The 18,947-nt window shown below is 70.8% G+C and carries 20 protein-coding genes; 17 read left to right on the top strand and 3 right to left on the bottom strand.

Going from position 1 to position 18,947, the window contains the following annotated elements:
• The first annotated feature begins 3 nt into the window (after nucleotides 1-3).
• Nucleotides 4-606: a histidine phosphatase family protein gene (locus DEJ05_RS02825; protein ID WP_027464756.1), complete on the top strand. Its 603-nt coding sequence runs from the start codon at nucleotides 4-6 to the stop codon at nucleotides 604-606.
• A gap of 49 nt (nucleotides 607-655) precedes the next feature.
• Here the strand turns inward: DEJ05_RS02825 and DEJ05_RS02820 are convergent, their stop codons facing one another.
• Nucleotides 656-1,147: a GNAT family N-acetyltransferase gene (locus DEJ05_RS02820; protein ID WP_111109686.1), complete on the bottom strand. Its 492-nt coding sequence runs from the start codon at nucleotides 1,145-1,147 to the stop codon at nucleotides 656-658.
• Nucleotides 1,148-1,170: 23 nt separating this feature from the next.
• Here DEJ05_RS02820 and DEJ05_RS02815 point away from each other — a divergent pair, with 23 nt between their 5' ends.
• Complete coding sequence (locus tag DEJ05_RS02815; protein WP_228513608.1) at nucleotides 1,171-1,917, top strand: 4-hydroxy-tetrahydrodipicolinate reductase; 747 nt, start codon at nucleotides 1,171-1,173, stop codon at nucleotides 1,915-1,917.
• Nucleotides 1,918-1,931: 14 nt separating this feature from the next.
• Nucleotides 1,932-2,396 (top strand): tetratricopeptide repeat protein, encoded by a 465-nt coding sequence (locus DEJ05_RS02810; protein WP_017885925.1) that lies wholly within the window; start codon nucleotides 1,932-1,934, stop codon nucleotides 2,394-2,396.
• 19 nt (nucleotides 2,397-2,415) lie between these two features.
• Here the strand turns inward: DEJ05_RS02810 and DEJ05_RS02805 are convergent, their stop codons facing one another.
• Nucleotides 2,416-3,330 (bottom strand): TIGR01777 family oxidoreductase, encoded by a 915-nt coding sequence (locus DEJ05_RS02805; RefSeq protein ID WP_111038871.1) that lies wholly within the window; start codon nucleotides 3,328-3,330, stop codon nucleotides 2,416-2,418.
• A 38-nt stretch (nucleotides 3,331-3,368) separates the two neighbouring features.
• Between DEJ05_RS02805 and DEJ05_RS02800 the strand changes: the two genes are divergently transcribed.
• From DEJ05_RS02800 to dapF, 14 genes are all read left to right on the top strand, one after another.
• Nucleotides 3,369-4,199: a thymidylate synthase gene (locus tag DEJ05_RS02800; protein WP_111038872.1), complete on the top strand. Its 831-nt coding sequence runs from the start codon at nucleotides 3,369-3,371 to the stop codon at nucleotides 4,197-4,199.
• Complete coding sequence (locus tag DEJ05_RS02795; RefSeq protein WP_111109685.1) at nucleotides 4,199-4,699, top strand: dihydrofolate reductase; 501 nt, start codon at nucleotides 4,199-4,201, stop codon at nucleotides 4,697-4,699. The genes DEJ05_RS02800 and DEJ05_RS02795 overlap by 1 nt, the downstream gene beginning before the upstream one ends.
• A gap of 125 nt (nucleotides 4,700-4,824) precedes the next feature.
• A complete protein-coding gene (dapA, locus tag DEJ05_RS02790; RefSeq protein WP_017885921.1) occupies nucleotides 4,825-5,802 on the top strand; it encodes a 4-hydroxy-tetrahydrodipicolinate synthase in 978 nt (325 codons plus the stop codon).
• 49 nt (nucleotides 5,803-5,851) lie between these two features.
• Nucleotides 5,852-7,528, top strand: coding sequence for a ribonuclease J (locus tag DEJ05_RS02785; RefSeq protein WP_027464761.1), 1,677 nt, complete (start codon nucleotides 5,852-5,854; stop codon nucleotides 7,526-7,528).
• 130 nt (nucleotides 7,529-7,658) lie between these two features.
• Nucleotides 7,659-10,592: a DNA translocase FtsK gene (locus tag DEJ05_RS02780; RefSeq protein WP_111030475.1), complete on the top strand. Its 2,934-nt coding sequence runs from the start codon at nucleotides 7,659-7,661 to the stop codon at nucleotides 10,590-10,592.
• 5 nt (nucleotides 10,593-10,597) lie between these two features.
• The gene (gene pgsA / locus DEJ05_RS02775; protein WP_164941245.1) at nucleotides 10,598-11,242 is read left to right on the top strand and encodes a CDP-diacylglycerol--glycerol-3-phosphate 3-phosphatidyltransferase; all 645 of its coding nucleotides are present in this window, start codon (nucleotides 10,598-10,600) and stop codon (nucleotides 11,240-11,242) included.
• A complete protein-coding gene (locus tag DEJ05_RS02770) occupies nucleotides 11,239-11,766 on the top strand; it encodes a CinA family protein (protein ID WP_111030473.1) in 528 nt (175 codons plus the stop codon). The genes pgsA and DEJ05_RS02770 overlap by 4 nt, the downstream gene beginning before the upstream one ends.
• 154 nt (nucleotides 11,767-11,920) lie before the next feature.
• Nucleotides 11,921-12,229, top strand: a complete 309-nt coding sequence (locus tag DEJ05_RS02765; protein WP_027464765.1) for a helix-turn-helix domain-containing protein — start codon at nucleotides 11,921-11,923, stop codon at nucleotides 12,227-12,229.
• Nucleotides 12,230-12,314: 85 nt separating this feature from the next.
• Nucleotides 12,315-12,539: a DUF3046 domain-containing protein gene (locus tag DEJ05_RS02760; RefSeq protein WP_071405602.1), complete on the top strand. Its 225-nt coding sequence runs from the start codon at nucleotides 12,315-12,317 to the stop codon at nucleotides 12,537-12,539.
• A 271-nt stretch (nucleotides 12,540-12,810) separates the two neighbouring features.
• On the top strand, nucleotides 12,811-13,872 hold the full coding sequence (gene recA, locus DEJ05_RS02755; protein WP_027464767.1) for a recombinase RecA: 1,062 nt from the start codon (nucleotides 12,811-12,813) through the stop codon (nucleotides 13,870-13,872).
• Nucleotides 13,869-14,783, top strand: coding sequence for a regulatory protein RecX (locus DEJ05_RS02750; protein WP_111030471.1), 915 nt, complete (start codon nucleotides 13,869-13,871; stop codon nucleotides 14,781-14,783). The genes recA and DEJ05_RS02750 overlap by 4 nt, the downstream gene beginning before the upstream one ends.
• Before the next feature lie 26 nt (nucleotides 14,784-14,809).
• Nucleotides 14,810-16,306 (top strand): tRNA (N6-isopentenyl adenosine(37)-C2)-methylthiotransferase MiaB, encoded by a 1,497-nt coding sequence (gene miaB, locus DEJ05_RS02745; protein WP_111030470.1) that lies wholly within the window; start codon nucleotides 14,810-14,812, stop codon nucleotides 16,304-16,306.
• Nucleotides 16,307-16,364: 58 nt separating this feature from the next.
• Nucleotides 16,365-17,276 carry a tRNA (adenosine(37)-N6)-dimethylallyltransferase MiaA gene (miaA, locus tag DEJ05_RS02740; RefSeq protein WP_258370492.1) on the top strand — a complete coding sequence of 304 codons (912 nt, stop codon included), beginning with the start codon at nucleotides 16,365-16,367 and terminating at the stop codon, nucleotides 17,274-17,276.
• Entirely contained in the window at nucleotides 17,273-18,163 is an 891-nt protein-coding gene (gene dapF / locus DEJ05_RS02735) for a diaminopimelate epimerase (protein ID WP_027464770.1), read from the top strand. The genes miaA and dapF overlap by 4 nt, the downstream gene beginning before the upstream one ends.
• 111 nt (nucleotides 18,164-18,274) lie before the next feature.
• Here the strand turns inward: dapF and DEJ05_RS02730 are convergent, their stop codons facing one another.
• Nucleotides 18,275-18,886, bottom strand: a complete 612-nt coding sequence (locus tag DEJ05_RS02730) for a class I SAM-dependent methyltransferase (RefSeq protein ID WP_111030469.1) — start codon at nucleotides 18,884-18,886, stop codon at nucleotides 18,275-18,277.
• Nucleotides 18,887-18,947 lie beyond the last annotated feature (61 nt).

Below are 18,947 nucleotides of genomic sequence, written 5' to 3'. Positions count from 1 at the left end.
GACATGTCGCACTACCTGTACCTCGTCCGGCACGGCGAACACCAGGACGCCGAACACGGCCTGCGGGACGGCAAGCTCTCCGAACGCGGCAAGCGTCAGGCGACCCTGATCGCGGACCGTCTCGGCGGCGTGCCCTTCGACGGCGTGTACCACTCGCCGCTCGAGGCCCCGAGCGAGACCGCCGCGTTCCTGTCGCAGCGCCTGCCGTCGATCCAGCCCGAGCCCTCGACACTGCTGTTCGACTGCATCCCCTCGGGCCCGACCCCGGACATGCCGCACGCCTACCAGGGCTGGTACGGCGGCATCACCGAAGAGGAGATCGTCGCCGGGCAGGCCCAGATGGGCGACGCCGTGTCGGAGTGGTTCACCCCGGCGCGCGAGGACCGGCACGACCTGCTGATCACCCACAACGCCGTGATCGGCTGGTTCGTGCGCGAGGCGTTCCAGGCCCCGGAGTGGCGCTGGATGGGCACGAACGTCGCTCACACCGCGCTCACGATCATCCGGATCCGTTCGGCGAAGCCCGCCGAGGTCGTCACGCTGAACGACCTGGCCCACCTGCCGGTGGAGCTGCGCACGGGTCTGCCCGTCGACCAGCCCGTCTAGCGGCTGCCCGTCCGGTCCGCGGTGGCGCGGCCGGGAGGCCCGTGGCGGCTCAGGCGATCGGCTTGCGGTACCAGGCGATCGAGTTGGGGTTGTCGTTGAACGGCTCGACCCGCTGGTACCCGCGGCCGCGGTACATCGCACCGGCTGCCACGAGCGAGTCGTTCGTGTCGAGGACGATGCTCGTCGCACCGAGGTCGGCCGCGGCCCGCTCGAGCAGGTCCATCACGGCCGTCGCCACGCCCGTGCCGCGCCCGGCCGGTGCCACGAAGACGTGCTTGACCTCGAACCGGACGTCGGCGGCACCGGTCGCGTCGACCCCGTCCGCGATCCGACGGAGGCCGCCGCAGCCGACCGCGACGTCGTCGTCGTACGCCACCGCGAACACCCCGTTCGGCGGCGTGAACTCGGCCGCGGGGGTGCGCTTCCGCGAGTACGTGCCCTGCGCGCTCGGGAACGTCGCCTCGCGCTCGTCCAGGTACGCGTCGAGCAGCACGTCGACCTCGGGCAGATCGGCCGGCACGGTCCTGACCTCGACTGACATGCGTCGATCCTAGGATGGACCGCATGGTCACTCCCGTCGCCGTCGTCGGCGCCACCGGTCGTCTCGGGGGCCTCGTGGCGTCCGTCGTCGAGGAACTCCCGGAGTTCGAGCTCGTCGCCCGCCTGTCGTCGAAGGACGGCGCGCACGAGGCGCCGCCGTCGGTCTTCGGCGGCGCGGCCCTGGTGGTCGACGTGACGGTGCCGTCGCTCAGCCCGGCGATCGTGGAGAACGCGCTGTCGAGCGGCGCGAACGTGCTCGTCGGCACCTCCGGCTGGTCGCTCGACCGGCTCGCGAAGCTCCGCACCGGGCTGCGGGAACGCCCGGACCAGGGGGTGCTCGTGGTCCCGAACTTCTCCATCGGCTCCGTGCTCGGCACCCACCTGGCGACGATCGCGGCACCGTGGTTCCCCGCCGCCGAGATCGTCGAGACCCACCACGCCGGCAAGATCGACTCGCCCTCGGGCACCGCGGTGCGCACCGCCGAGCTGATGGCCGACGCCCGGCGCGAGGTCGGTCCCGTGGACGCCCCGCACGTCGACCAGCGCGCCCGCGGCCAGCAGGTCGCCAGCGTGCCCATCCACTCGCTCCGCCTGCCCGGGGTGAAGGCCGTGCAGGACGTCGTGCTGAGCGGCCCCGGCGAGACGCTGACGATCCGGCACGACACCAACGACGACGTCGCCTACGTCGCGGGCATCCGTGCGGCGCTGGCGAACGTGGTGTCGGCGCGGGGCCTCACCGTGGGCCTCGGCAGCGTCCTCGGCATCGGCTGACCGCCGTGGGTCGGATGGAGCGGGCCGGACGCACGATCCGCTCGCCGTTCTGGGGTGCAGCGCTGATGGCGGTGCTGCTCGCCCTGTACATCGTGCTCGTCGGGCAGCGCGCCGTCGCCTTCATCGCGACCGGGATCCCGATCGGCATCGGCATCGGCGTCGCGCTGTTCGTCGTCGCCGCGATCGGGGCGCTCCTGCTCGTGCTGGAGTTCCGCTTCGGCATCCGCATCACCCGGCTCGGCGCGCGGCTCGAGGCCGAGGGCGGCACCCCGGACGACGTCGTCCCGGTGCGGCCGTCGGGCCGGCCGATCCGCGACGCCGCCGACGAGCTGTTCCCGCGGTACCGCGACGCGGTCGAGCAGGACCCGGCCGACTGGCGTGCCTGGTACCGGCTCGGTGTGGTCTACGACGCCGCCGGTGACCGCAAGCGCGCACGGTCGGCGATGCGCACCGCCCTGGCGCGCGCCGCCGACCGCTGACCCCGGGGCCGGAGGCGGATCAGAAGACGGCGTCGATCGCGTCCGCCGCCTGCGTGTACCGGAACGTGTAGCCGGACTCGAGCAACTTCGTGGGCACCATCCGCTGGCTCGACAGGAGCATGTCGTCGGCGGCGTCCCGCAGCGCCAGGCGCAGGGCGAACTCGGGGATCCGGAAGAGGTACGGGCGGTGCAGGACCTCGGCGACGTGCTTCGTGATGCGGTCGGCCACGACGGGCTCGGGGCCCGCCAGGTTCACCGGACCGGACACGTCCGGTGCCGCGGTCGCCAGGTGCACGATCGCGCCGACCTCGTCCTCGAGTGCGATCCAGGGCCAGTGCTGGCCACCGGTGCCGAGCCGGCTGCCGACGCCGAGCTTCGTCAGCGGGACGAGCGGCGCGAGCGCACCGCCGCCCTTGCCGATGACGATGCCGGTGCGGAGCGTGACGACCCGGACCCCGGCGGGAGCGGCGTTCGCGGCGGCTTCCCACGCGGTGCAGACGTCGGCGAGGAAGCCCGTGCCCGCGGCGGCGTCGTCCTGCAGCACGTCGGCCGGGCGATCGCCGTACACGCCCGAGGCCGAGCCCGACAGGAACAGCGCCGGGGGAGTGGCGGCGTGCCGCATCGCCTCGACCAGGGTGTCGGTGGCGTCGATGCGCGAGCTGCGGATCTCCTTGCGGTACGCGTCCGTCCACGGCAGCTTGCCGATGTTCGCGCCGGCCAGGTTGATCACCACGTCGGCACCGTCGAGGATCGCCGGGTCGAGCGGACGCCGCCCCGGTGCCCAGCGGAACTCGGTCGCGGTGCGCGCTTCGCGGCGGACGAGCGTGGTGACGTGGTGCCCCGCCTCGCGCAGGGCGCGGACGAGGGGCGTCCCGATGAACCCGGACGAGCCGGCCACCAGGATCGAGAGCGGTTGTTCCGTCGTGTCGGGCATGCCCGCAACGCTACTCACACCGACGTAGGCTTCTGTGTGTGACCGACAGCGAGACCGTACAGCCCGACGCCTCCGTCCCGACGCCCTACGAAGACCTGCTCCGCCGGGTCCTGACGGAGGGCTCGCCGAAGGGTGACCGCACCGGCACCGGCACCCGCAGCCTGTTCGGCGCACAGCTCCGCTACGACCTGTCGAAGGGCTTCCCCCTCGTCAGCACGAAGCGCGTGCACTTCAAGTCGGTCGCGTACGAGCTCCTCTGGTTCCTGCGTGGCGAGGGCAACGCCACCTGGCTGCAGGAGCACGGTGTCCGGATCTGGAACGAGTGGGCGGACGCCGACGGTGACCTCGGCCCGGTGTACGGCGTGCAGTGGCGCTCGTGGCCGACCCCCTCGGGCGAGCACGTCGATCAGATCGCCCAGGTCATCGACCAGATCAAGACCAACCCGGACAGCCGCCGGCTCATCGTCTCGGCCTGGAACGTCGCCGACGTGCCGGACATGGCGCTCGCCCCGTGCCACGCCTTCTTCCAGTTTTACGTGAACGACGGCAAGCTCTCGTGCCAGCTCTACCAGCGGAGCGCCGACATGTTCCTCGGCGTCCCGTTCAACATCGCCTCGTACGCGCTGCTGACCCACATGATCGCGGCGCAGACCGGGCTCGAGGTCGGCGACTTCGTCTGGACCGGCGGCGACTGCCACATCTACGACAACCACGTCGAACAGGTCGAGGAGCAGCTGTCCCGCACGGCGTACCCGATGCCGACGCTCGAACTCGCTCCGCGCGACTCGATCGACGACTACGAGTACGAGGACTTCACCGTCGTCGGCTACGAGCACCACCCGGCGATCAAGGCCGCGGTCGCCGTCTGATGATCGGCATGGTCTGGGCCCGCTCGACCACCGGCGTCATCGGTGCCGACGGCGGCATGCCCTGGCACGTGCCCGAGGACCTGGCGCACTTCAAGCAGGTCACCGGCGACGCGACCGTGCTGATGGGCCGGCGCACCTGGGAGTCCCTGCCCGAGCGCTTCCGGCCGCTGCCCGGTCGGCGCAACGTCGTGCTCACCCGTGACACGACGTGGACGGCCGACGGTGCCGAGGTCGTGCACGACCTGCAGGCCGAACTCGAGCGTGCCGACAGCGCCGACGAGACCGTGTGGGTCATCGGCGGCGGTCAGGTCTACGCCGCCGCACTCGACGCGGCCGACCACGTCTCCGAGACGCTGATCGACGTCGACGTGCCCGGTGACACCGTCGCACCCACGCTCGACGAGGCGGCCGGCTGGACGCTCACCGACGAGGGCCCCTGGCAGGAGTCCCGGAACGGCGGCACCCGCTACCGGTTCCTGGAGTGGCAGCGCCGCGCCTGAGCGCCCGCACGCGCCGGGCGTGACCGGCGGGACGGACGTGATCCGGGCCTCCCGGCCGCGCCGCAGGCGGTCCACCGTCCACACGGACGGCGGTCCTCGCGCGCATCCCCGGTACGCTGGTGCCCGTGTCCCCGCGTGAGAATCCCTTCGGTCAGGTCCTCGTCGCCCTCGTGACCCCGTTCACGGCCGACGGCGAGGTCGACTGGCCCGGTGTCGAGCAGCACATCGACGACTGCATCACCGCCGGCGCCGACGGCATCGTCGTCACCGGCACGACCGGCGAGACGTCGACGCTGACCGACCCGGAGAAGCTCCGTCTGGTCGAGGTCGGCAAGTCCGTCGCCGCCGGCCGCGCGAAGATCATCACGGGCGGTGGCTCGAACGAGACCGCGCACGCGATCCACCTGTACAAGCAGAGCGAGAAGGCCGGCGCGGACGGCGTGATGATCGTCACGCCGTACTACAACAAGCCGACGCAGTCGGGTGTCCTCACCCACTTCCGGATGATCGCGGACGCCACCGACCTGCCGGTGATCCTGTACGACATCCCGGGCCGCACCGGCATCCCGATCACGTACGACACGATCCTGCGTGCGTCGAAGCACCCGAACATCCTCGCCGTGAAGGACGCCAAGGGCGACTTCGCCGAGGTCTCGCGGGTGCTGAACAACACCGACCTCATGTACTTCTCCGGCGACGACACGAACGTGCTCCCGCACCTGTCGATCGGCGCCACCGGCCTGATCGGCGTGACCGCGAACATCACGAGCGCGCCGTACCGCACCATCGTCGACGCCGTGAACCGGGGCGACCTGGCCACCGCGACGGCCGAGCACAAGCGACTCGAGCCGCTCGTCCGCGCCGTGATGACGCACGTTCCCGGTACCGTGGCCGCGAAGTACATCCTGCACGGGCTCGGCCGCATCGGCAGCCCGCGCGTCCGACTGCCGCTCGTCGGCCCCGAGGACTCCGAGGCGTACGCCATCGAGACCTCCCTCGAAGCCGTGCGCGACGTGCCCGGCGCCGACTTCTCGAACTTCCGCCCCGACCGCAACGCGGCGGCCGGCGGTGCACTACCGAAGGTGCCAGGCACCACCCGCTAGCGAACACCGCGGCGCGCAGCACGCGCGTCGCCCGAATCCGTAGGACCGAATGCCCACACAGATCTCCGAACCGCAGCCGCTCGAAGCCGGCACCCTCCGCGTCGTCCCCATCGGGGGCCTCGGCGAGATCGGTCGCAACATGACCGTCTACGAGTACGAGGGCAAGCTGCTCATCGTCGACGCCGGCGTGCTGTTCCCCGAGGAGCACCAGCCCGGTGTCGACCTGATCCTGCCGGACTTCTCGCCGATCCGTGACCGCCTCGACGACGTCCTCGGTGTCGTGCTCACGCACGGCCACGAAGACCACATCGGCGCCGTCCCGTACCTGCTCAAGCTCCGCGACGACATCCCGCTGATCGGCTCCACGCTGACCCTGGCGCTCGTCGAGGCGAAGCTCAAGGAACACCGGATCAAGCCGTACACGCTCGTCGTGGCCGAAGACCAGACCGAGCAGATCGGCCCGTTCCACCTCGAGTTCGTCGCCGTGAACCACTCCATCCCGGACGCCCTCGCCGTCGCGATCACGACCCCCGCCGGTCGTGTGCTGCACACGGGTGACTTCAAGATGGACCAGCTCCCGCTGGACGACCGCATCACCGACCTCCGTGCGTTCGCCCGTCTGGGCGAGGCCGGCGTGGACCTGTTCCTGCCGGACTCCACGAACGCCGACGTGCCGGGCTTCACCGCTCCGGAGCGCGACATCGGCCCGGTGCTCGAGAACATCATCATGCGCGCCCGCAAGAAGGTCGTCGTGGCGAGCTTCTCGTCGCACGTGCACCGCGTGCAGCAGGTCCTCGACGCCGCCGCGGCCGCGAACCGCAAGGTCGCGTTCATGGGGCGCTCGATGATCCGCAACATGACGATCGCCGCCGACCTCGGGTACCTGCGGGTGCCGGAGAACGTGCTCATCGACACGAAGAAGGCGAAGAACGTCCCCGACGACCAGATCGTCTACATGTCGACCGGGTCGCAGGGTGAGCCGATGGCCGTCCTGGCCCGCATGGCGAACCTCGAGCACCAGATCGAGATCGGCGAGGGCGACACCGTCATCCTCGCGTCGTCGCTCATCCCGGGCAACGAGAACGCCGTGTACCGCGTCATCGACGGGCTGACGAAGCTCGGTGCGAAGGTCGTGCACAAGGGCAACGCGAAGGTGCACGTCTCCGGACACGCCTCCGCCGGCGAGCTGCTCTACTGCTACAACATCCTGCGGCCGCGCAACGTGCTCCCCGTCCACGGCGAGCACCGCCACCTGTACGCGAACGCCGACCTGGCGATCCAGACGGGTGTCCCGCCGCGCAACGTGATCCTCGGGCAGGACGGCATCGTCGTCGACCTGAAGGACGGCGTCGCGACGGTCGCCGGCCAGCTCGACATCGGCTACGTCTACGTCGACGGCTCCACCGTCGGCGAGATCACCGACGCCGACCTGAAGGATCGCCGCGTCCTGGCGGAAGAGGGCTTCATCTCGATCTTCTGCGCGGTGGACTTCACCACCGGGCAGTGCGTGATCGGCCCGGAGATCCAGTCGCGCGGCTTCGCCGAGGACGACTCCGTGTTCGACGACGTCCGCCCGCAGATCGCCAAGGCGATCTCCGAGGCCGCCGCCAACGGCACGCGCGACTCGCACGCCTTCGCGCAGGTCGTCCGTCGCACGGTCGGTCGCTGGGTGAACACCAAGCACCGCCGTCGTCCGATGATCGTCCCGGTGGTCATCGAGGCGTAGGGCCCGTTCGCGGGGTGGGCGCGCGTCCGCGTTCGCGTCTGTCCGGCCCGGGAGGCCCGTCCAGCGTCCGTCACGGACGCTGCGGCGGGCCTTCCTGCGTTTGTCCTGAGCGGGCGTTAGGGTTCTGCCCATGGCCGGAGGCACCAAGTCGACCACGCGCTCGCGCGCGTCCACGTCGTCCCGTGGCAACGGGACGCGCGGTTCGTCGCGCACCCAGGCCACGACGAAGAAGCTGCCGCAGGCCGCACCCACGCCGGTGTTCCGCGAGCAGAACCCGCTCGTGACCTTCTGGCTCGCGATGGCGCACGGCGTCGGCGCGATGTTCCGGCTGCTCGGCAAGGAGACCCTCGAGAAGGACCAGCGGCGCGACGGGTTCCCGTTCCTGCTGTTCCTGCTGGCCATCGCCGGCGGGGTCGTCGAGTGGCTCAATCCGACCAACAGTGTCTCCGTCGCACTCGACGCGTACACGTTCGGTGGGCTGTTCGGCCGCCTCGCGTTCGCCCTGCCCGTCATCATGATCGTGTTCGCCGGGTGGTTGTTCCGGCACCCGGCCTCGGTGCACGACAACACCCGGATCGGCATCGGCCTGGGCATCCTGATCGTGTCGATCGCCTCGCTCTGCCACGTCTTCGGCGGCCGACCGAGCGCGGCCGACGGCATGCCCGCGCTGGCCGCCGCCGGTGGGGTGCTCGGCTGGGTGGTCATCGGCTGGCTCGTCACGATCGCGACCGCCTGGGTGGCCGTCCCCGTGGCGATCGTGCTGCTGGTGCTCTCGCTCTTCATCATCACCAAGACGCCGCCGAACAAGCTCGGGCGACGCCTGCACGAGCTCTACGCCTACCTGTTCGGCGCCCCGGCCCCCGCAGCAGAACCCGAGGCCGACGCCGCCGCCGTGGCGGAGCCCGCCGCCCGTGCCCGCACGTCGAAGCGCGGCAAGAAGGGCGACACCGACTTCCAGCTGTTCGACGACCTCGGGTTCGGTGACGAGCAGGCCGCTGCCGACGCCGAAGCCGGTGGCGACAACGTGCCGTGGTGGCGCCGGAACAAGTCCGGGCGCGAAGAGGACCCGGCGTACGACAGCCCCGTGCTGCCCCCGGCCACCGGGGTCGCCCCGGCTGCCGCTGCCGTCGCACCAGCTGCCCCCGTCGTGCCCGCTGCGCCCGCGGTGAGCCCGAACGCCGGTGCCGCCGCCGGGCTCGTCGACCTCACGCCGGCCGAGCCCGCGTCGGTCAACCTCAACGACTCCGTCGAGCAGGACCTGCAGGACGCCGAGCAGGCGCTCCGCGCGTTCGGCACCGACGTCCCCGCGCGGCCGGAGCCGACCGCCGACATCCGTCCCGCGGTGCCCGAGGTGCTGTCCGAGCCCGAGATCGTCGACGAGCCAGAGGACATCGACGCCGCCGCCGAGCTGAGCGCAGCCGCCGCCGGTTCCGACGACGATCCGTCGAAGCCCTACCGGCTGCCCGCCGCCACGACGCTGAGCTCCGGAACGCCCTCGGTCGCGCGGAGCCAGGCGAACGACGACATCGTCGCCGCCATCACCGGGGTGCTCACCGAGTTCAAGGTCGACGCGAAGGTCACCGGGTTCTCCCGCGGGCCGACGGTGACCCGGTACGAGATCGAGCTCGGCCCCGGCGTCAAGGTCGAGCGGGTCACGGCCCTGTCGAAGAACCTGTCGTACGCGGTCGCCTCGAACGAGGTCCGCATCCTGTCGCCGATCCCGGGCAAGAGCGCCATCGGCGTCGAGATCCCGAACACCGACCGCGAGATCGTCTCGCTCGGTGACGTGCTGCGCTCGAACGCCGCCCGCAAGTCGAAGCACCCGATGACGATCGGCGTCGGCAAGGACGTCGAGGGCGGCTTCGTCGTCGCGAACCTGGCGAAGATGCCGCACCTGCTCGTCGCCGGCTCCACCGGTTCCGGCAAGTCGGTGTTCATCAACTCGATGATCACGTCGCTGCTGATGCGCGCGAAGCCGTCCGAGGTCCGCATGGTCCTGGTCGACCCGAAGCGCGTCGAACTCTCGATCTACGCCGGTGTCCCGCACCTCATCACGCCCATCATCACGAACCCGAAGAAGGCGGCCGAAGCGCTGCAGTGGGTCGTGAAGGAGATGGACATGCGGTACGACGACCTGGCGTCGTTCGGGTTCCGCCACGTCGACGACTTCAACAAGGCGATCGAGAACAACGAGATCATCTTGCCGGCGGGCAGCGAGCGGAAGCTCAAGCCGTACCCGTACCTGCTCGTCGTCGTCGACGAGCTCGCCGACCTCATGCTCGTGGCGCCACGTGACGTCGAGGAGTCGATCGTCCGCATCACCCAGCTCGCCCGCGCCGCCGGCATCCACCTGGTGCTCGCGACGCAGCGCCCCTCGGTCGACGTCATCACCGGCCTGATCAAGGCGAACGTGCCGTCGCGCATCGCCTTCGCGGTGACGAGCGTCACGGACTCCCGCGTCATCCTCGACCAGCCCGGCGCCGACAAGCTCATCGGTCAGGGCGACGCGCTCTTCCTGCCGATGGGCTCGTCCAAGTCGCTCCGCGTGCAGGGCGCCTGGGTGCAGGAGGGCGAGGTCGCCGAGGTCGTCCAGCACGTCACGCGGCAGGCGCAGCCCGAGTACCGCCAGGACGTCCAGGCCGTGGTCGAGCGCAAGGAGATCGACGCCGACATCGGTGACGACCTCGAACTCCTGCTCGCGGCCGTCGAGCAGGTCGTGTCGACCCAGTTCGGCTCGACGTCGATGCTGCAGCGCAAGCTCCGCGTCGGCTTCGCCAAGGCCGGTCGCCTGATGGACCTGATGGAGTCGCGCGACATCGTCGGGCCGTCCGAGGGCTCGAAGGCCCGCGACGTCCTGGTGACCGCCGACCAGCTGCCCGCGGTGCTCGCGAAGCTCCGTGGCGAGGAGCCGCCCGCCGCGGCCGCTCCGGCAGCGCCGGCCCCGACGCCGTCCGGCGACAGTGACCGCTACGGAGCAGACCCCGTCGGGGACATGGTCCGCGGGTACGATGAAGTCCACGACGAGCCCGATGAGGACGCGTGGGGACTGACGGGCAGGGAGTGACGGCGATGACCGCCTCGGACAGCACGAACACCACGCACGGCGCACGGTTCCCGTGGCGCGGGCGGCTGCTGCGCAAGGGCCCCGGCCCGGCGTCGACCGCGAACGTCGCGAACATCATCACGGTGGTGCGCATCCTCATGGCGCCGCTGTTCTTCGTCCTGCTGCTCACCGACGCCGGCAACGACGGGCCGCTGCGCATCTGGGCGGCGGTCGTCTTCGTCGTGGCCATCGTCACGGACAGCGCCGACGGCATCATCGCCCGTCGGCAGAACCTGGTCACGGACTTCGGCAAGCTCGTCGACCCGATCGCCGACAAGGTGCTCATCGGTGGTGCGCTCGTCGCGCTGTCGATCCTGGCCGAGCTGCCCTGGTACGTGACCGTGCTGATCATGGTGCGCGAGATCGGCATCACGGTCTTCCGGTTCGCGGTGCTCTCCGACCGGGTGATCCCGGCCAGCCGCGGCGGCAAGATCAAGACCGTGCTGCAGGCCGTCGCCCTGACGGCCGCGCTGTTCCCGTGGTGGAACCTGGTCGGCGACTGGGCGCACTGGGTCAACGGCATCCTGATGACGGCCGCGTTCCTGGCAACGATCCTGAGCGGGATCGACTACCTCTGGCAGGCATGGAAGCACAACCGCACCACCGCATGACCGGGCCCGACCGCTCGACGCGGGCCGCGCCTCCCGTCCCGGTCGCACCGGGACTCATCGCCGAGCTGACGGCGCGGGGCGAGACCCTCGCCGTGGCGGAGTCGCTGACCGGCGGCCTCGTGGTCGCGACCCTCGTCGACGTGCCGGGCGCGAGCGCCGTCGTCCGCGGCGGCGTCGTGGCCTACGCGACGCCCGTGAAGCACTCCGTGCTCGGGGTCTCGGCGGAGCTGCTCGAGGCCGAGGGTGCCGTGCATCCGGAGGTCGCCCGGCAGATGGCCGCCGGTGTCCGGATCGCGCTGTCCGTCGACGGGGAACCCGCGACGTGGGGGATCAGCACGACGGGCGTCGCCGGCCCGGACCCGCAGGACGGCAAGCCCGTCGGCACCGTGTACGTGGGGATCGCCTCCGCCGCGGGGGCTGAGGCCTTCGAGCTGCACCTCGACGGTGACCGGGGAGCAATCCGGCACGCCACCGTCTCCGAACTCCTTGCACGGATGTCGTCCGAGGTCCGGGGCCGGGAATAGGTCCCGTTTCCACTGGGTTACATCTCACGAAATCTCCAGCAGTACGGCAGCCAGCCTGGCTAACATGCTGCAACCGGCAACGCTATTGTTGCTGAACCCGAACTCGATCCACCGGACCGAGCGGGCGCGGAGACGACAGAGAGGAGGAGTTCTCATGGTTCTCGTTCGTCAGGAAATCGGCGATGTGCTCCGGGACTTCCGCTTGCAGAAGGGCCGGACCCTCCGTCAGGTCGCGTCCAAGGCCAGTGTCGCGCTCGGGTACCTCAGTGAGGTCGAGCGCGGGCAGAAGGAAGCCAGCTCGGAGATCCTCGCGTCCGTCGCGGATGCTCTGGACACGCCCATCTCGACCATCATGCGCGAAGTGGGCGACCGCCTCGCGATCGTCGAGGGGCTGACCCCCGTCCCCGACACGCTCCCGGACGACCTCGTCGCCGAGTTCGACAACGACCTCGCGGTTCGCTGAGCGCACCGCACCGAACGCCCTCGCCGGTCCTTCCCGGCGGGGGCGTTCTGCGTTCCGGCCCACGACCACCGCCTAGGCTGGTCGGATGCGCGTGAGTGAGTTCTGGCGAGCAGTCGACCAGGTGTTCGGTGAGGCCTACGGTTCCGTGGTCACCCGTGACGTCGTGCTCGAGGGGCTGGGCGGTCGCTCCGCCGTGGACGCCCTCGCCGCCGGCATCGAGGCTCGCCGGGTGTGGGACGCACTGTGCGACTCGCAGGACGTCCCGATGGACCGGCGGCACGGCAAGGGCCTCGCCGAACCCCAGGACTGAGCGGGTCCCGCGGGCCGCGCACCCGAAACTGTGTTCGGCGTGTTGCTCGAACGCGTGTTCGATCGGTGGTAGCTTCCTCCACAGCGGCGTCGCCCGGATGTTCCATCCACAGATCGCGTGACCGTCGGCAGTGATGTCGGTGGCTCGCCATAGGTTGATGGACATCGGGAACAGCCCGAAGCCTTGTCGCAGAACCATCGGCCTTGCACCATCGGCCGGCGTGGACGCGACAGCCTACAGGCGGCCGAACACGAGCACGAAGGAGCACCCCATGCCATCACCGGCAGACCGCGAAAAGGCCCTCGAGACCGCACTCGCACAGATCGACAGGCAGTTCGGCAAGGGTGCGATCATGCGCCTCGGTTCGGACGAACGCGCCCCCGTCAACGTCATCCAGACCGGGTCGGTGGCGCTGGACGTCGCGCTCGGCATCGGTGGCCTGCCCCGTGGCCGCATCGTCGAGATCTACGGCCCGGAGTCGTCGGGTAAGACGACCCTCACCATCCACGCCATCGCCAACGCCCAGCGCGCCGGTGGCATCGCGGCCTTCATCGACGCCGAGCACGCGCTCGACCCTGAGTACGCCAAGAAGCTCGGTGTCGACATCGACGCCCTGCTCGTGTCGCAGCCCGACACCGCCGAGCAGGCGCTCGAGATCGCGGACATGCTGGTCCGCTCCGGCTCCATCGACCTGATCGTCATCGACTCCGTCGCGGCCCTCGTGCCCCGTGCCGAGATCGAGGGCGAGATGGGTGACTCGCACGTCGGTCTGCAGGCCCGCCTCATGTCCCAGGCCCTGCGAAAGCTCGCCGGTGGCCTGAACCAGACGCAGACCACGATGATCTTCATCAACCAGCTGCGCGAGAAGATCGGCGTGTTCTTCGGTTCGCCCGAGACCACCTCGGGCGGTAAGGCGCTGAAGTTCTACGCGTCCGTCCGCCTCGACATCCGCCGCATCGAGACGCTCAAGAGCGGCACCGACGCGGTGGGCAACCGCACGCGTGTCAAGGTCGTCAAGAACAAGATGGCGCCGCCCTTCAAGCAGGCCGAGTTCGACATCCTGTACGGCGTCGGCATCTCGCGCGAAGGCTCGCTGCTCGACTTCGGTGTCGACCACGGCATCGTCAAGAAGTCGGGTGCCTGGTACACCTACGACGGCGACCAGCTCGGGCAGGGCAAGGAGAACTCGCGTTCCTTCCTGATCCAGAACCCCGAGATCGCTGCCGACATCGAAGGCAAGATCCTCGCCAAGCTCGGCGTCGGCGGTGCCAAGGCCGAGGACGCCCCGGTCGAGTCGATCGCGCCGAAGCTCGCGGAGCGCAAGGGCGCGTGAGCACCGACCACGACGACGACGGCCTCGCACCGGTCACCGACCTGTTCGGTGCGAGGTCTCGTCGTCGCGCTCCTGTCACGCCGGTGATGCCCGCCATCCCCGATCCTCCGGTGTCACCGGACGAACCGCGCGACACCGACGGCTGGGCGCTGCCCGAGTCGGACGAAGGTCGTGCGGACGAGTTCCCCGCGTCGTTCGACGCCGATTCGCCGGTGCCCCTGCACGGTGCCCGCGGGCCGGCAGCGTGGGTGTCGCCCGTCATCGGAGACGGCAGCGGGCGCTCGAACCGTGCGGAGCAGGACGGCTACGACTCCGAGACGGCTGACGCCACCACGGCGTCGGTGTTCTCCATCGCCGGCGGCGAGGAGATCGACCCGGCCGACGCACCCCGTCCGCTCGACGAACAGCGCGCGGACGCCGAACGGCTCAGCCTGCGTGCCCTCGGGCGCAAGGGCGTGAGCGAGTCCGAGATGCGGACCCTGCTGCTGCAGCAGGACCTCGACCCCGACGTGGTCGAGCACGAGATCGAACGGTTGACCCGTGTCGGGCTCCTTGACGACGTCGCCCTCGCCACCGACCTGGTGGATCGGCTGCACGCCCGCAAGGGCCTCGGCCGACAGGGTGTCGTGACCGAGCTCCGTCGCCGGGGGATCGACCAGGTGGCGATCGACACCGCACTCGACGAGGCCGCCGACGACGAGGACGACGAGTTCCTCCGCGCGCAGGAGCTCGCCGACAAGCGGGCGCCGCAGATGCGCGGACTCGACCGGGCGACCGCGGAACGCCGGCTGTCCGGCTTCCTGATGCGCAAGGGCTACAGCTCCGGTGTCGTCCGGATCGCCGTCGCGCGGGCACTCGACGGCGGCGGGAAACGGCCGCCTTCCGGCCGCGGGACCGTCCGGTTCGAGTAGCCGCTCCGACCTACACTGGGACGACCATGGCCACCGTCGAAGCGCGCCCCCGCACCTACGAAGTCCGCACCTACGGGTGCCAGATGAACGTCCACGACTCCGAGCGGTTGAGCGGGTCACTGCAGGCCGCGGGCTACACCGCGGCGGACGGTGCGCAGGCCGACGTCGTCGTCATCAACACCTGTGCCGTGCGCGAGAACGCGGACAACCGGCTGTACGGCAACCTCGGGCAGCTCGCGGGGATCAAGCGCGAGCACCCCGGCATGCAGATCGCCGTCGGCGGGTGCCTGGCGCAGAAGGACAAGAACGTCATCCTCGAGAAGGCGCCGTGGGTCGACGTCGTCTTCGGCACGCACAACATGGGGTCGCTGCCGACCCTGCTCGAGCGGGCGCGGCACAACGACGAGGCGCAGATCGAGATCCTCGAGGCGCTCGACGTCTTCCCGTCGACGCTGCCCACCAAGCGCGACTCGACGCACAGCGGCTGGGTCTCCATCTCCGTCGGCTGCAACAACACCTGCACGTTCTGCATCGTCCCCTCGCTCCGTGGCAAGGAGAAGGACCGCCGTCCCGGTGACGTCCTGGCCGAGATCCAAGCGCTGGTCGACGACGGCGCGATCGAGGTCACGCTGCTCGGGCAGAACGTGAACTCCTACGGGGTCGAGTTCGGCGACCGACAGGCGTTCGGCAAGCTGCTGCGGGCCACCGGTGCCATCGAGGGCCTCGAGCGCGTCCGCTTCACGAGCCCGCACCCGGCGGCGTTCACCGACGACGTCATCGACGCGATGGCCGAGACCCCGAACGTGATGCCCCAGCTGCACATGCCGCTGCAGTCGGGTTCCGACCGGGTGCTCAAGGCCATGCGCCGGAGCTACCGCAGCGAGCGGTTCCTCGGCATCCTCGACCGCGTCCGCGCGAAGATCCCGCACGCGGCGATCTCCACCGACATCATCGTCGGGTTCCCCGGCGAGACCGACGCCGACTTCGAGGACACCCTGCGCGTGGTCGAGCAGGCACGGTTCGCCTCGGCGTTCACGTTCCAGTACTCCATCCGCCCGGGCACGCCGGCCGCGACGATGGACGACCAGCTGCCGAAGCACATCGTGCAGGAGCGCTACGAGCGACTCGTCGCCCTGCAGGAACACATCACCGCGGAAGAGAACGCGCTGCAGGTCGGCCGGAGCGTCGAAGTGCTCGTCGCCTCCGGTGAAGGCCGCAAGGACGACGCCACCCGCCGGCTCTCCGGTCGCGCCGAGGACTCCCGGCTCGTGCACTTCACCGTGCCCGCCGGGTCCGAGGTCCCGCGCCCGGGCGACGTCGTCACCGTCGACATCACCCGTGCCGCACCGCACTTCCTGCTCGCCGACGACGACGCGCCGCTGCGCATCCGACGCACCCGGGCCGGCGACGCCTGGGACCGCGCGCAGGCCGAGAGCTGCGGCGTGCCCACGCCCGCTGCCGCCACGGGCGACGGGCCCCGTCCGGTCTCGCTCGGGCTGCCCACGCTCCGTGTCGGCCGCTGAACTCCCCGGGGCTGTGCCGACGAGCGACGCGTTGCTCGCATCCGGTGACGCCGCGGACTTGATCGCAGTCGTCGGGGCGACGGGCACCGGGAAGTCCGACCTCGGCATCGCGATCGCGGAACGGCTGCGCGCTGCCGGCCGTCGCGCGGAGATCATCAACGCGGATGCCATGCAGCTGTACCGGGGCATGGACATCGGCACCGCGAAGCTCCCGCCGGCCGAGCGGCACGGCATCCCGCACCACCAGCTCGACGTGCTCGACGTCACCGACGAGGCGAGTGTCGCCGCCTACCAGGTCGCCGCCCGCGCCGACGTCGACCGGATCCAAGCCGACGGTGGCGTGGCCGTCCTCGTCGGCGGCAGCGGCCTGTACGTCTCCGCGGTGCTGTTCGACCTCGCGTTCCCGGGCACCGATCCCGCGCTCCGCGCGCAGCTCGAGCGCGAGCACGAGGAGCTCGGCCCGGGCATCCTGCTCGAGCGACTCCGCACCCTCGACCCGGCGGCCGCCGCGACGATCGACGCGCGCAACCCACGGCGGTTGATCCGTGCACTCGAGATCGCGAGCCGTTCCGAGGTCGTGACCCCGAGCCTCCCGGCCGCGCCCAGCGCTTGGCGACCGTCCCGGATCCTGCACCTGCGGCGTGACCGCGAGCAGCTCGTGTCGGCGCTGCACGAGCGGGCCGCGCGGATGTTCGAGGCCGGACTCGTCGACGAGGTCGCGGCGCTCCGCGAGCAGGGACTCGAGCAGGGCAAGACCGCGCGGGGCGCGATCGGGTACTCGCAGGCGCTCGAGGTGCTCGGCGGCACGGCGACCCGCGAGCAGGCGGTCGAGGCGACCGGCATCGCGACCCGGAAGTACGCCCGGCGGCAGGTGTCGTGGTTCCGCCGGTACGCCGAGGCCGAGACGCTCGACGTCACGGGGGCGGACCGCGCCGACCTGTCGGAACTGGCCCGTAGGATCGTGCCGTGACCGAGCTGCACTTCACCAAGGGCCAGGGGACCGGCAACGACTTCGTCCTGTTCGCCGACCCCGATGCCACCGTCGACCTGACCCCCGAGCGGATCCGCGCCATCGCGGACCGGCGCTTCGGCGTGGGCGGCGACGGCGTGATCCGCGCCGTGCGGTCCGAGGCGATCCCCGAGGGGCGGGCGCTCGTGGCCGTCGAGCCCGAGGCGACCTGGTTCATGGACTACCACAACGCTGACGGCACGGTCGCGGAGATGTGCGGCAACGGCATCCGCGTGTTCGCCCGGTACCTGACCGAGTCCGGCCTGGTCGAGCTCGCTCCCGGCGAGACGCTCACCGTCGGCAGTCGCAAGGGTCTGGTCGACATCCAGCGCACCACGAACGGGTTCGCCGCCGACCTCGGTCGCTGGGGCCTGGGCATCGAGGGCGGTGGCTCCGACGACGTGCTCGTCCGGGCCAAGAACCTCGACGGGGCGCGGCCCGGCATCGGCATCGACGTGGGCAACCCGCACGTGGTCGTCGCTGTCGAGACCGAGGACGAACTGGCCGACCTCGACCTGACGTTCCTGCCGGTGCTCGACCCGGCGCCGGAGCACGGTGCGAACGTCGAGTTCGTGCTGCCCGGCGACCCCTTGATCAAGGACGGCGTCGGCGAGATCACGATGCGGGTGCACGAGCGGGGGAGCGGTGAGACGCTGTCATGCGGCACCGGGGCCGTCGCTGCGGCCCTCGCGACGCGCTACTGGGTCGGTGCGGGGGCGCCGGACACCTGGCGCGTGCGGGTGCCGGGCGGGCTGCTGACGGTGCGGATGACGGCGACCGAGGACGGCGAGCACGTCTCGCTGTCCGGTCCCGCCGAGCTCGTGTTCTCCGGCGACCTGACGGTCTGACGGTCTGACGCGGAGCCTCGTTGCCGCTTCGTGAGCAGAAATGGTCGGATGCCCAGCGGCGACCCGACCATTTGTGCTCACGATGTGAGCGCCCGCGCTCGCGCACGCGCCCTACGCGCTGCGCTGCACCCGGATCACGCGAAACCCCTTCGCCGTCGACTCCCGCGTGACCGCGAACCCCGAGCCGAGCGCGCCGACGAGCCACTTCTGCAACGAGTCGCCCCCGAGGTCCTTCGACACGACGAGCCAGGCGTCGCCCCCGACCTCGAGCCGGGGCAGCCACGTCAGCAGGATCTGGTGCAGCTCGTCCTTGCCGACACGGATCGGCGGGTTCGACCAGATCGTGCGGAAGCGCAGGTCGGCCGGCACGTCGTCGGGCAGCGCGATCGTGACGTTCGACGCCCCCGCAGCAGCAGCGTTGGCGCGCGCGAGCCCGAGCACCCGCTCGTTGACGTCGACGCCCCACACCTGGGCGTCGGGGGACTGCAGGGCCATCGTGATCGCGATCGGGCCCCAGCCGCAGCCGATGTCGAGCAGGGCTCCGTCGGCAGCGGGCGCCGGCACCGAACCGAGCAGGACCTTCGTGCCGCGGTCGACGCCGTCGGGGCTGAAGACCCCCGCCGCGGTCGACAGGGTGAGGGGCTGACCGGCGAGCGTGACGTGCACCTGGCGCGGCCGGAGTTCGCTCTCGGGGCTGGCCGAGAAGTAGTGGTCGTTCGCCATGGATGAACCGTACCGGCAACCGAGTGTGTCGCAGGGCCTCCAGAGGTAGCCTGTGCACAGG

This window comes from Curtobacterium sp. MCLR17_045 (assembly GCF_003234405.1).
Classification (GTDB): domain Bacteria; phylum Actinomycetota; class Actinomycetes; order Actinomycetales; family Microbacteriaceae; genus Curtobacterium; species Curtobacterium flaccumfaciens.
This window is presented reverse-complemented; position numbering and strand designations above follow the sequence as displayed.

What these genes read in the sequence shown, in the direction of transcription:
- DEJ05_RS02825 (WP_027464756.1), top strand. Translation starts at nt 4, where the DNA reads ATGTCGCACTACCTGTACCTCGTCCGGCACGGCGAACACCAGGACGCC.
- DEJ05_RS02820 (WP_111109686.1), bottom strand. Translation starts at nt 1,147, where the DNA reads ATGTCAGTCGAGGTCAGGACCGTGCCGGCCGATCTGCCCGAGGTCGAC.
- DEJ05_RS02815 (WP_228513608.1), top strand. Translation starts at nt 1,171, where the DNA reads ATGGTCACTCCCGTCGCCGTCGTCGGCGCCACCGGTCGTCTCGGGGGC.
- DEJ05_RS02810 (WP_017885925.1), top strand. Translation starts at nt 1,932, where the DNA reads ATGGAGCGGGCCGGACGCACGATCCGCTCGCCGTTCTGGGGTGCAGCG.
- DEJ05_RS02805 (WP_111038871.1), bottom strand. Translation starts at nt 3,330, where the DNA reads ATGCCCGACACGACGGAACAACCGCTCTCGATCCTGGTGGCCGGCTCG.
- DEJ05_RS02795 (WP_111109685.1), top strand. Translation starts at nt 4,199, where the DNA reads ATGATCGGCATGGTCTGGGCCCGCTCGACCACCGGCGTCATCGGTGCC.
- DEJ05_RS02785 (WP_027464761.1), top strand. Translation starts at nt 5,852, where the DNA reads ATGCCCACACAGATCTCCGAACCGCAGCCGCTCGAAGCCGGCACCCTC.
- DEJ05_RS02780 (WP_111030475.1), top strand. Translation starts at nt 7,659, where the DNA reads ATGGCCGGAGGCACCAAGTCGACCACGCGCTCGCGCGCGTCCACGTCG.
- pgsA (WP_164941245.1), top strand. Translation starts at nt 10,598, where the DNA reads ATGACCGCCTCGGACAGCACGAACACCACGCACGGCGCACGGTTCCCG.
- DEJ05_RS02770 (WP_111030473.1), top strand. Translation starts at nt 11,239, where the DNA reads ATGACCGGGCCCGACCGCTCGACGCGGGCCGCGCCTCCCGTCCCGGTC.
- DEJ05_RS02765 (WP_027464765.1), top strand. Translation starts at nt 11,921, where the DNA reads ATGGTTCTCGTTCGTCAGGAAATCGGCGATGTGCTCCGGGACTTCCGC.
- DEJ05_RS02760 (WP_071405602.1), top strand. Translation starts at nt 12,315, where the DNA reads ATGCGCGTGAGTGAGTTCTGGCGAGCAGTCGACCAGGTGTTCGGTGAG.
- recA (WP_027464767.1), top strand. Translation starts at nt 12,811, where the DNA reads ATGCCATCACCGGCAGACCGCGAAAAGGCCCTCGAGACCGCACTCGCA.
- miaB (WP_111030470.1), top strand. Translation starts at nt 14,810, where the DNA reads ATGGCCACCGTCGAAGCGCGCCCCCGCACCTACGAAGTCCGCACCTAC.
- DEJ05_RS02730 (WP_111030469.1), bottom strand. Translation starts at nt 18,886, where the DNA reads ATGGCGAACGACCACTACTTCTCGGCCAGCCCCGAGAGCGAACTCCGG.